Raw genomic sequence first — 10,305 nt, 5'->3', positions numbered from 1 at the left:
AACGAAAGCCATGTCTGCACTGGCGTCGAGCGCATTGGTCTCGCCGATGTGCAGGGCTCTTGCCGGCCGGTGCGGCCCCTCGGCCAGCACGATGGCGCCGGTGCGCTCTTTCAGCCGGGCCGCCAGCGGGGAGTGGTCGCGATGCGTATGGCTGACGAAGATATGGCTGACTGGCCGGCCTGCGATCACTTCGAGCAGGGTCCGCAGATGCGCCTCGTCATGCGGCCCCGGATCGATCACCGCCAGCGTATCGCGGCCAATTATGTAGCTGTTGGTGCCGTGAAAGGTGAAAGGGCTTGGATTGCGGGCCGTGATGCGCTGGACATCGGGCGCGACGCTCACCCCCTGGCCATAGAGGGGGTCGAAGCCGGTCTCGAACTTCAGTGCCATGCATCGGTGCCTTGTTTGGGGAAACGGCAAAACCGATTGCCGCATAACACGCAAGCCAATATAGGAGGATGTGAGGCCGCGAACATCTGGTAGCGGCAATCGGATTGGGGAAATACCATGGCAATTGCAACTACGATGCGTCCGCTTGTTTCTCTGGCTCTGCCGCAAAGCGGCGCGGCGCGGCTGGCAACGCAGCTTTTCCTGGCCATCGCCGGAACGCTTGTGCTGACACTGTCGGCCAAGACCAAGGTGATGCTCGGGCCGGTCGACATTTCGATGCAGACGCTGGCCGTGCTGCTGATTGCCGCCGCTTTCGGCATGCGTCTCGGCGTCGCCACCCTGCTGCTCTACATGGCCGAGGGCGCCATGGGCTTCCCCGTCTTCCAGAGCACGCCTGAAAAGGGTCTCGGCATTGCCTACATGCTCGGCTCGACCGGCGGCTATCTCGCCGGCTTCGTGGTCATGGCGGCCATTGTCGGCTGGGCGGCGGATCGCGGCTGGGACCGCCATCCGATCAAGCTTTTCAACGCCATGCTGGTTGGCGAAGTCGTCATGATGGCGATGGGCTTTGCCTGGCTGGCGCTGCTCATCGGTCCGGAAAAGTCGTGGCAGTTCGGCGTCGTGCCGTTCATCGTCGGCGACCTGATCAAGGTGGCTCTCGCGGCAAGCCTGGTGCCGGCCGTCTGGACGCTGCTCAAGCGCGGCTGAAGCCCGAGCAGACCAGCGGCTTGAGCAATCAAGCCTTGGCTGGCGTGGGGTGATTGGCGGATTTCAGCGTGGCGTCTGCCAAGTAATCACACTTAGGTTTCTGGAAACAGCTTCGGAAACAGTGAATCCAATGCGTTGGCCGGAAAGCGTATCGACACCGGACCTTTGGGTGTTTCCGACGCCAACAGACCGAGCGCGATCACCTCATTGAACACGCGACGCGCCGTGCGTTCGGGTAGTCCGCTAATGCGAGACGCTTCGCCGCGTTCAAATTCGCCGCGCATTAGCGCTTCCTCCAGGAGGCGGGCGGCTTCGGGTTTGAGGCCACTGCGCTCGACGTAGCGACGCAGCCGCTTCGCGAGCGTGTCGAGATCGAACAAGCCGGTCATAAAGTTCACCTGATCGATGCACACCTGCATGAACCATAGCGTAAAGTCGCCGAGTGCGCGCTCGGAGAGGTTGCCCCGTCCGTCGAGATCACCCTGGCGGGGCATATCGGCATGATCCATCATGCGCTTGTAGTCCGTGCGGCTTTTCACGCCGCGCGCTAGACCGCGTGAGATCGACCACAGCCCGTGCGCGGCGATCCCAGCCTCATGGGCCATGGCGTGGCTCATCAAACGGCTGACGCGGCCATTGCCGTCGGGGAACGGGTGAATGTAGTTGAAACGCTTTCTTCCATGTCTGGCCGATCTTGGCTTCTGCTAAATACGTAATTATAAAGATATATTTCGAATTTGCCCGGATGTTTGGCCGATCTTATGGCCGATGATCGGTACCCTCCGCCGGCCATACGCATCTGATTAGGTTGCCGTCCCGACGACACCAACATACAGCTGCTTCGGAACGCAATATCTCCGCTCTCTAGATCGATCTGTCTCGGCTCCCAGGCGACTTGCCAAGGGGTTGATCGCCGAAGCGGTGCTGGAAATTACATCGCATTATTGGCCCTATCGTTCGGCGTTGGTGCGTTGCAGACGGTATCTTTTCAATCGCATAAAGCAATGCTGTTGATCAAAAGTTCCCGCACTGTTGATCCGAGAAATAGATGCTTGCTGGAGCAGCCGCGCTGTCGTAGCTCTTGGTCGTTGGCAGTCGGATTCTGGTGATGGGGGTGGCCTTTGAGGAAAATGTCCGGACCTGAGGAATGAAGGACATTGACGTCGTTATCGTGGCCGTCGGCCACAGGCAGTTCCGCGCTCTGGGCGTCGACGGCCTGCAGGCTCTTTGCAAGACCCCCGGCGTCATTTACGACATCAAGGGTCTGTTTCCCAGGCATGTCACGGATGGGCGCTTCTGATGAAGGTTCTGGTCACCGGCGCGGCCGGCTTCATAGGGTATCACGTAGCCAAGCGGCTGCTGGAGCGCGGTGACGAGGTCGTCGGCATCGACAACGTCAACGACTACTACGATCCGGAAATCAAGGAGGCGAGACTGCGGCTCCTGGACGAGGCGAGCCGCAAGACCAATGCCGGCTACCATTTCATCCGCGGCAATCTCGCCGACAAGAGCGTGGTCGACGCCTGCTTTGCCGACCACGCATTCGACCGGGTGATCCATCTCGCCGCCCAGGCAGGGGTTCGCTACAGCCTGGAAAACCCGCACGCCTATGTCGAAAGCAACATCATCGCCTACACCAACATGCTGGAGGCCTGCCGCAACAGCGCCGTCGCGCACCTGACCTATGCCAGCACCTCGAGTGTCTACGGCGCCAACACCGACATGCCGTTTTCCGAGCATCGTCCGGCCGACCACCCGCTGCAGTTCTACGCCGCGACCAAGCGCGCCAACGAGCTGATGGCGCACAGCTACAGCCATCTGTTCGGGCTGCCGACGACCGGGCTTCGCTTCTTCACCGTCTATGGCCCCTGGGGGCGCCCGGACATGGCGCTGTTCCTGTTCACCAAAAACATCCTTGCTGGCGAGCCGATCAAACTGTTCAACAACGGCAACCACACGCGCGACTTCACCTATGTCGACGACATCGCCGAAGGCGTGATCCGTGCCAGCGACAGCCCGGCCACGGGCAATGCCGCCTGGGACTCCAGCCGTCCGGATCCGGCCACAAGCAGCGCCCCCTGGCGCATCTTCAACATCGGCAACAACAACCCGGTTAAGTTGACCGCCTATGTCGAGGCGCTGGAAAACGCGCTCGGCCGCAAAGCCATCGTCGAACTCTTGCCGCTGCAGCCCGGCGATGTGCCCGATACCTTCGCCGACACCTCGGCGCTGGAGCAGGCGGTCGGCTACCGCCCGACGACGACAGTGACCGAGGGCGTCGGGCGGTTCGTCGAGTGGTACAAGGCGTATTTTGCGCGGGCATAGCGGAAGACGCCGGGTTTCATGCTCAGATTTTAAATGGTGTCTCGTTGCCTTCGTCAAGCTCTAGCGGAACAGGCAGATAAGCATTGGCAATTAGCCAGTCGCTGACGATCGTTTTGATCAAATCGGACTTGGAAACTTCCATCTCCGCTGCGATTCCAAAAAGTAATTCGTCTGTTCTCGTGCCCAGATCGACACCGGCGACGTTTCTAAGCATCAGGGCGGCCCTACGAAGTACAATTTGAAGGTCGGCGCGGGATATGTCCGCTATCTGGTCGGCGGCGCTCTCAAGCTCTCCTGCAAAGATCAGGCGGCTCATTGAAGGTCACTCCAGCACAGGCGGAGTAGGATCGTACCCGATTGAAACTATCCCCGGATGCCGATGGGCGATGGCGAGTATCTGGGTCTCAAGCTCACAGTTGTAGGCCATGAGCGCCTTCACGGTCTCAAGAGGGCTGTCGTAGCGGGCGATCAGCTTCACCGCTTCAGAGTGCAGTTCGGATTTGGCTTCGGTGTCGAAGTGCATTGTGCCCATGGTGCCTACTCCTAACGCGTCGCGCGGCGCTGCGGGGTGAGTGCGTCAAGTCGTTCCTGAAGGTGCCCGTTGAGCACGATCATTTCCTTGAGCGCTTTCATCACATCACCCTTGTGGACTGCAATGAAATCCTCGGCGTGGGCCTGGAGGGCAGCCTCCTGGCGGCTGTTCAGTGTCACAATTCGATCCATGGCATTACTCCATACGCTGCATGGGCGTAGTGAACAAAAAGGGAACATAAATGTCAAGAGTGAATTGACTCGGCGAGGAACTCATTCCTATTTTTGGCTATGCCGGAACAGAGCAGACGACCGCGCCGCCTTGTCCAGACCCTGTGCCGAGCGCATGAGGTTGGTCAGCTAATCCGTGTCCGGTGCATCAACTGCAACATTACACGCCACTATCTCCCCGGGGACCTCGCCAAATTGGTGGGGGACATTCCGTTTTGGGACGTTGACCGGCACATGCGCTGCGAGCGCTGCAAACGCCGCGAGCTTGATGTGGACATTCTGCTGCCAAGCGCATCGGAGGGCATGAAGATACGCGTGAGGCGACTTGTTGAAATCCGCATGGTACGACGCGTGATCTGGAGGGATGAATAACTGGCGCTAACAGCCCAACATTTCAATCACGTGCCGCCGATTTGCTTAGCGCCGCTTACGACGAAAAAACATCACGACCAAGATTGTAAGAAAGATGGCAATCGCAAGGCCCGGTGCAACGTCCGAGAGTATCCGAAGGCCAGCCATCTAGAACAACGAGCCTTGGCTTGGCGGTACTGGTGCCTGCTCGGGAAACTTGATCTGTGTGGCAGGCTTCTCGACAATCACAAGAGCATCATCCGGCGCTGTGCGTTGTAGCCGCTTCGCTTCCGACCATGGCGCTGTCAGCCAAGTCTCTGTTTCCTCTTGCGTCCTCAGGATCACCGGCATAGCTTTTTCATGGATCGGCTTGATGAGGGCATTGGGCGCGGTCGTCATGAAACCGTAAAGCTCGAAATCGCCGGGGCCGTCCTTTACCTTGCGGACCCCATGCCATGGCGTCCAGAGGCCAGCGAAGAAGAATAACGGGCGGTCCTCATTGAGCGCGAACCAATAGTTCCGCTGAATGCCTGTCTCGCGGTCTTTATCGCCGGGAGTTGGGCTGGGCTCTGCGAAGCTTGTTACCGGCACCACGCAACGGTTCTCGACGCCGACATACTGTTGCCAATGGCTGTACTGCGGGTTGCGAATGTTGGTAGTGCCGTAGTCAGCCTTGCCCTTGACGCGCTCGGCCGGCGTCGGCATTCCCCACAGGAGATTGGCTAGCTCACGGCCTTCAGGGGCGTTACGCACCACTGGGCCGGGCTGGTTGGGATAGATGTCAACGGACGGTTCAAGGTTGCCTAGGATGTCCCGCAAAGTCCGGGTCCACTGGCGGACCGCCTCTTGTGACGTGGTGATGTTGTAGAGATTGCACATGCGGTGAATGTGCCTAGCAGCGAACCGATCAGCAAGCCCCAACGGGGATATCCTGTTGCGACTAGCCCCGGTAATAGATCACCGTAGGATCAAACCAGTGTACCCGTACCGACCAAAAGAGAGAAAGAGGGGCTCCAAACCGGAATTTCTCGACTGTTGGGCCACTGACCAGTCCTCCGTCGTTCTCGGTATTTAGCAAAGCGTTTCGCACGCAATCCCGTCACTATCGCGATCCAGCCTGCCGCCCCATGAGCAGTTGCTGAGATACCATTGGGCTTCAGCGCAAGAGCTTATCTGAGAGCATTTACGGCGAGGCTCGCACGAATAGCCTTGTGACTGAGCCTGACGGCCTATGATACCGAGAGGCTGATTGGCCGCGGGCTGCGTATCTTCGGCGTGCTCGGCGCGCCACGTCCATGGGTCTTCGAAGAAGCCTTTCCACAGGCCGAGCTTGGCAGCCTTGGCGACCGCTTGTTGGGATGCATAGCCGCCATGGCTGTATTTGGGCCAGTCGAGGGCCAGCCCATTCTTGACGAGCCAGGCCGCCACGTCGGCTCCGTCCGCCCGGTAGCAATTGCCAACGAAGCGTCCGTATTGATCCCAAGTGACAAACTCGCATCGTAAGGGCTTCGATTTAGCCATGAATTTTTCGAGGGAAGTTTTGGCCTGCCATCCACATGAATACCGAAAGTGCTTCGCATCCTCGCACTGTTGATCATACTCGGGTGCGTCGATGCCGTTGAACCGAACGCGCGTCCCATTGATCTCAATTGTATCGCCATCAACTGCCGATGCGCGGCCTTGAAGCACTTCCCCGTTGGTTTGCTGACTGGGTGCGGCCGGTTCCTCGACCTGCCGTGTAACGCTCTGGGTGAGATTGCTGGCCTCCGGTCTGATCTCAACGGTGGCCTTTGGATTTGGCGAGGTAATGCCCGGTCTCTGGTACGGAACGGGATAATAATACGCGGCCAACGCAATGACTGCGAGCCAGCCTAGCCCTCCTTTCCTTGTTCGAGACAACCTATTTTCCCTCGCACCCAATGCCGTCGCGATCACCATCGAGCCCGTTAGGATCAGAGCCTGTGATCTGCACCCCAGGGGCAACCACTGCATTGTTTCCGCTGCCGCCTGCACAGTCCAAATCAGCGCTACGGGCTCGGGTCGCACCTCGGTATCCGTTGAAGACTGCCACCGCGCGCGCTCCGTCGCCTTCAATACGCGTGTTTTGGCTATTCGGATTGAACGGATCGACAGTTTGCAAAAGCATATTTGAGCGGTTCGCATCGCCGGCAGCGAGCGTCACCGAGTCATAATTATTCAAATAGTCGGCAGTGCAGCCTGAGATGAACGCAACAACTGTTGCGGTCGAAAACCAACGCCAATTCATGAAGGTATCCCCCGACACCAAACCCATCATGCACCTTTTGAATTTTGTTGTCGAATCCACTCTCTAATCCGTTTGCCTTGTGACTGGGCGTTTCCCATACAAGGCGCCGGGAGTGCTTTATTGGGTAAGGTCGATTCTTGAGCTATTGGGTATTTTTGGGTATTTTTTTAGGTATGGCCATGAAGATCGGTTTCCTGCAAATCACCCCTGAAACCCTTGCTTTGGTCTCGGAGATCGACGAATTCAAAGGGGCCGTGTTCTGTTTTCAAATCGTGCCGCTGCCTGCCGCCCTGTTGAGCGGATTGCGGCCTGAGGTTCTACTTGCAAATCCGTGGCTGAGCGGTGAAACCGGGCTGCGTTTCGTCAGTGTCGGCGTGGGACGTACGATCGAGTGTCTGTTGTATTTCGTGGCGATGGCTGCATTCTTTCTGAGCGTCACCCGCTTGCGCCCAGATCAGGTCTACGGCCTTCTGCCCTTCTTTTTCATGGGTGTCATCTGTAACGGATTGGCTGCGGCGATCCAGTATTCACTCTCCGATACGGTTGCCATACAGGGTTTGTTGCCGTTCACGATCAATGCGGGACTGTTTGCCAACCAGAACCATTTTTCAGCTTTGCTCTTCGTCTCCATCCCCTTCGTTGTCTACTACGGCCTGTTTCGCGGGCACCTTCTGTCCGGGTCGCTCGGCTTGATAACGCTGCTGCTGTTGCTTCTGGCCGCCGGTTCGCGCGCCGGTATTCTGATAGGGCTGGCGATCACCATGGTATCAGTCGTCTTTCTGTCCGCGCGCTCGAGGCTGGGCGGGTATGGAATACCCGCTGTCTTCATCGGGCTTTCACTCTACACGATCGGGGGCGTGGACGAAGATCGATGCGGAAGTGGTTGACCCGGCCTTTGGACGGGCCGAATTTGCCCGCACGACGATCGCGGGAATTGAAGAGAACTGGGCGACGGGCGTCGGCTTTGGGAGTTTTCCGAAGGTCTATCAGATTTACGAAAAGGGAGAGATGATCTTCAAGCCCTACGTCAATCACGCCCACAATGATTATCTGGAATTGGCACTTGAAGGTGGCGCTCCTGTTGTCTTTCTGGTCGCAGCTTACGCGATATTGCTTTTTGCGTTTTCCGTTACGGCACGGCGAGATCCGCTGCAGAAAATGGCGTTTCTCTCAGTATCGTTTCTGCTCGTTCATTCTCTGGTCGATTATCCCTTGCGAACGGCGGCACTGGCGATGACCTTCGCCTATATGAATGGCGTTATCTTTCACAAGGGACTTGCTGAGCGGCTGAGCCAGAGAGGCGAGTCGACCGCCGCCCATGATGACAATCTGCTTGTTCCCGTCAGGCCGGCCCTGGCAAGACGATAGCAATGCGTCGCCTGAATTGGCCATGGATTGGCGCCGGATCGTGACCCAGTCATTTGACGAACGCCGAGATTGACAAGCCAGTGCATGGAACCTAAGCACGGGCGGCTAGGGCCGGGGGGTTCAGGCATGTCAAGGAGAGCTTCTTGAAAGGAATTATCCTTGCTGGAGGCAGTGGAACGCGTCTTTATCCACTAACATTAGCAGTCTCTAAGCAAATTCTGCCGATATACGACAAGCCGATGATCTATTATCCGCTGAGCGTTCTGATGCTCGCGGGTATCCGAGAGATTCTGATCATTTCGACGCCGCGTGACCTGCCGGTTTTTCGCGATCTGCTTGGCGATGGATCGGAGTTCGGGCTCGACCTGTCCTATGCCGAGCAGCCGCAGCCCAACGGGCTGGCGGAAGCCTTCATCATCGGCCGCAATTTTATCGGCAAGGACAACGTGTCGATGATCCTCGGCGACAACATCTATTTCGGCGATGGGCTGTCGCAGCTTTGCCGCGACGCTGCCTCGCGCGAAAAGGGCGCTTCGGTGTTCGCCTATCATGTCGAGGATCCCCAGCGTTATGGCGTGGTTTCCTTCGACAAGGCCACGGGAACGGCGCTGACGATCGAGGAAAAGCCGCAGGTGCCGAAATCCAACTGGGCGGTCACCGGTCTCTACTTCTATGACAACGATGTCGTCGACATCGCCCCTGCCATCCGTCCCTCGGCGCGCGGTGAGCTCGAGATCACGGCGGTCAACAACGTCTACCTTGAGCGCGGCCAGTTGCATGTGCATCGGTTGGGGCGCGGCTATGCCTGGCTCGACACCGGCACCCATGACAGCCTGCATGAGGCCTCGTCCTTCGTGCGCACCATCGAGCACCGCCAGGGCATCAAGGTCGCCTGTCCCGAAGAGATAGCCTTTGAACAGGGTTGGCTGACTGTGGACCAGGTTCTGCGTCGCGCCGATCACCTGGGCAAGAACGAATATGCCGCCTATCTGCGCCGGCGTGTCGTCGACCTGTCGGAGGCCTAGGTGCTGGAAGTCAGGCCCCTTGGCATCGATGGCGTTCTGGAAATCGTTCCGAAGCGACATGGCGACGCGCGCGGCTTCTTCGTCGAAACCTACAATGCCGAGCGCTTTTCGCAGGCCGGCATAGACTTGGCTTTCGTGCAGGACAATCATTCTTATTCCGCCGCGGCGGGCGTCTTGCGAGGGCTTCATTATCAGCTTGCGCCGCGCGCCCAGGACAAGCTGCTGCGCGTCATCCGGGGCAGCATTCTCGACGTTGCGGTCGACATTCGCCGCAGCTCCAAAACTTTCGGAAAATGGGTCGCTCTCGAAGTGTCGGCCGAAAAGGGCAACCAGATTCTGGTGCCGAAAGGCTTCGCGCACGGCTTCGTGACGCTCGTGCCCGACACCGAGGTCCTGTATAAGGTGACCGATACCTATTCGCAGGCGCATGACCGGTCGATCCGTTTCGACGATCCCGCCATCGGCATCGAATGGCCGTCATTGACCGGCGGGTTCCAGCTCTCGGACAAGGACCTGAAGGCGCCGCTGCTGGCTGCCGCCGAGGTGTTCGCCTGATGGGTTATTTGAGGACAGCGGCATGAATTTTCTGGTGACGGGCGGTGCTGGCTTTATCGGTTCGGCGGTATGCCGGCATCTATGCGCCAACCCGGCCTATCGGGTGACCAATCTCGACAAGCTGACCTATGCGGGAAACCTGGCCTCGCTGCGGCCGATCGAGAACGCACACAATTATCGCTTCGCGCAGGCCGATATCTGCGACGAAAGGGCCGTGCTCGACATCCTCCGGCGCGACGATATCGACATCGTCATGAACCTTGCCGCCGAGAGCCATGTCGACCGCTCGATCGATGGGCCGGGCACTTTTATCGAGACCAACATCGTCGGCACCTACAAGATGCTCAATGCCGCGCTGGAGTACTGGCGCGGCCTGCCCGAGGACAGGAAGAGCCATTTCCGCTTCCATCATGTCTCGACCGATGAGGTGTTTGGCGATCTTCCGTTCGATGGCGGCATGTTCGTCGAGGAAACGCCCTACGCGCCATCCTCGCCCTACTCCGCCTCGAAAGCGGCCTCGGACCATCTGGTGCGGGCCTGGCACGAAACCTATGG

General features: G+C 58.6%; 15 protein-coding genes and 1 pseudogene. 8 read left to right on the top strand and 8 right to left on the bottom strand.

Features of this window, described 5'->3' with window-relative positions; all coding sequences use genetic code 11:
* On the bottom strand, positions 1-390 hold a 390-nt coding region (locus ENZ75_RS09130; RefSeq protein WP_128278041.1), incomplete at its 3' end, for an MBL fold metallo-hydrolase.
* 117 nt (positions 391-507) lie between these two features.
* Here ENZ75_RS09130 and ENZ75_RS09125 point away from each other — a divergent pair.
* Positions 508-1,098 carry a biotin transporter BioY gene (locus ENZ75_RS09125; RefSeq protein WP_027164125.1) on the top strand — a complete coding sequence of 197 codons (591 nt, stop codon included), beginning with the start codon at positions 508-510 and terminating at the stop codon, positions 1,096-1,098.
* 92 nt (positions 1,099-1,190) lie between these two features.
* Here the strand turns inward: ENZ75_RS09125 and ENZ75_RS09120 are convergent.
* Positions 1,191-1,763, bottom strand: a pseudogene (locus ENZ75_RS09120) (Fic family protein); the annotation flags it as partial.
* A 482-nt stretch (positions 1,764-2,245) separates the two neighbouring features.
* On the opposite strand from ENZ75_RS09120, the gene ENZ75_RS34285 reads away from it, so the two are divergent.
* Both ENZ75_RS34285 and ENZ75_RS09115 read left to right on the top strand, forming a co-directional pair.
* Positions 2,246-2,398, top strand: a complete 153-nt coding sequence (locus tag ENZ75_RS34285; protein ID WP_158515784.1) for a hypothetical protein — start codon at positions 2,246-2,248, stop codon at positions 2,396-2,398.
* Entirely contained in the window at positions 2,398-3,423 is a 1,026-nt protein-coding gene (locus tag ENZ75_RS09115; RefSeq protein ID WP_063167688.1) for an NAD-dependent epimerase, read from the top strand. The genes ENZ75_RS34285 and ENZ75_RS09115 overlap by 1 nt, the downstream gene beginning before the upstream one ends.
* Before the next feature lie 22 nt (positions 3,424-3,445).
* Here the strand turns inward: ENZ75_RS09115 and ENZ75_RS09110 are convergent, their stop codons facing one another.
* The 6 genes from ENZ75_RS09110 to ENZ75_RS09080 form a co-directional block, all read right to left on the bottom strand.
* Entirely contained in the window at positions 3,446-3,739 is a 294-nt protein-coding gene (locus ENZ75_RS09110) for a hypothetical protein (protein ID WP_013532734.1), read from the bottom strand.
* 6 nt (positions 3,740-3,745) lie between these two features.
* The gene (locus ENZ75_RS09105) at positions 3,746-3,955 is read right to left on the bottom strand and encodes a hypothetical protein (protein WP_013532733.1); all 210 of its coding nucleotides are present in this window, start codon (positions 3,953-3,955) and stop codon (positions 3,746-3,748) included.
* Positions 3,956-3,966: 11 nt separating this feature from the next.
* Positions 3,967-4,146, bottom strand: a complete 180-nt coding sequence (locus tag ENZ75_RS09100; protein WP_013532732.1) for a hypothetical protein — start codon at positions 4,144-4,146, stop codon at positions 3,967-3,969.
* A 558-nt stretch (positions 4,147-4,704) separates the two neighbouring features.
* Positions 4,705-5,415 carry an SOS response-associated peptidase gene (locus ENZ75_RS09090; protein ID WP_013532730.1) on the bottom strand — a complete coding sequence of 237 codons (711 nt, stop codon included), beginning with the start codon at positions 5,413-5,415 and terminating at the stop codon, positions 4,705-4,707.
* Positions 5,416-5,607: 192 nt separating this feature from the next.
* On the bottom strand, positions 5,608-6,387 hold the full coding sequence (locus ENZ75_RS09085; RefSeq protein ID WP_244514276.1) for a thermonuclease family protein: 780 nt from the start codon (positions 6,385-6,387) through the stop codon (positions 5,608-5,610).
* Positions 6,388-6,436: 49 nt separating this feature from the next.
* Entirely contained in the window at positions 6,437-6,862 is a 426-nt protein-coding gene (locus ENZ75_RS09080; RefSeq protein WP_224674090.1) for a calcium-binding protein, read from the bottom strand.
* 77 nt (positions 6,863-6,939) lie between these two features.
* Between ENZ75_RS09080 and ENZ75_RS35040 the strand changes: the two genes are divergently transcribed.
* The 5 genes from ENZ75_RS35040 to ENZ75_RS09060 all read left to right on the top strand — a co-directional run.
* Positions 6,940-7,689 (top strand): hypothetical protein, encoded by a 750-nt coding sequence (locus ENZ75_RS35040; RefSeq protein ID WP_244514277.1) that lies wholly within the window; start codon positions 6,940-6,942, stop codon positions 7,687-7,689.
* Positions 7,682-8,170 carry an O-antigen ligase family protein gene (locus tag ENZ75_RS35035; protein WP_244514278.1) on the top strand — a complete coding sequence of 163 codons (489 nt, stop codon included), beginning with the start codon at positions 7,682-7,684 and terminating at the stop codon, positions 8,168-8,170. Before ENZ75_RS35040 ends, ENZ75_RS35035 begins: the two co-directional genes overlap by 8 nt.
* Positions 8,171-8,313: 143 nt before the next feature.
* Positions 8,314-9,195, top strand: coding sequence for a glucose-1-phosphate thymidylyltransferase RfbA (gene rfbA, locus ENZ75_RS09070; protein ID WP_013532727.1), 882 nt, complete (start codon positions 8,314-8,316; stop codon positions 9,193-9,195).
* Positions 9,196-9,750: a dTDP-4-dehydrorhamnose 3,5-epimerase gene (gene rfbC, locus ENZ75_RS09065; RefSeq protein ID WP_013532726.1), complete on the top strand. Its 555-nt coding sequence runs from the start codon at positions 9,196-9,198 to the stop codon at positions 9,748-9,750. It abuts the gene before it with no gap.
* Positions 9,751-9,772: 22 nt separating this feature from the next.
* On the top strand, positions 9,773-10,305 hold a 533-nt coding region (locus ENZ75_RS09060; protein WP_128278039.1), incomplete at its 3' end, for a GDP-mannose 4,6-dehydratase.

The sequence above is a fragment of the Mesorhizobium sp. M7A.F.Ca.CA.002.04.1.1 genome (assembly GCF_004022805.1).
In the GTDB taxonomy this organism is placed as follows: domain Bacteria; phylum Pseudomonadota; class Alphaproteobacteria; order Rhizobiales; family Rhizobiaceae; genus Mesorhizobium; species Mesorhizobium ciceri.
Note: the sequence above shows the minus strand (reverse complement) of the source record. Positions and strands in the feature narration are given on the sequence as shown.

What these genes read in the sequence shown, in the direction of transcription:
- ENZ75_RS09125 (WP_027164125.1), top strand. Translation starts at nt 508, where the DNA reads ATGGCAATTGCAACTACGATGCGTCCGCTTGTTTCTCTGGCTCTGCCG.
- ENZ75_RS09090 (WP_013532730.1), bottom strand. Translation starts at nt 5,415, where the DNA reads ATGTGCAATCTCTACAACATCACCACGTCACAAGAGGCGGTCCGCCAG.
- ENZ75_RS09100 (WP_013532732.1), bottom strand. Translation starts at nt 4,146, where the DNA reads ATGGATCGAATTGTGACACTGAACAGCCGCCAGGAGGCTGCCCTCCAG.
- ENZ75_RS34285 (WP_158515784.1), top strand. Translation starts at nt 2,246, where the DNA reads ATGAAGGACATTGACGTCGTTATCGTGGCCGTCGGCCACAGGCAGTTC.
- ENZ75_RS09110 (WP_013532734.1), bottom strand. Translation starts at nt 3,739, where the DNA reads ATGAGCCGCCTGATCTTTGCAGGAGAGCTTGAGAGCGCCGCCGACCAG.
- ENZ75_RS09105 (WP_013532733.1), bottom strand. Translation starts at nt 3,955, where the DNA reads ATGGGCACAATGCACTTCGACACCGAAGCCAAATCCGAACTGCACTCT.
- ENZ75_RS09115 (WP_063167688.1), top strand. Translation starts at nt 2,398, where the DNA reads ATGAAGGTTCTGGTCACCGGCGCGGCCGGCTTCATAGGGTATCACGTA.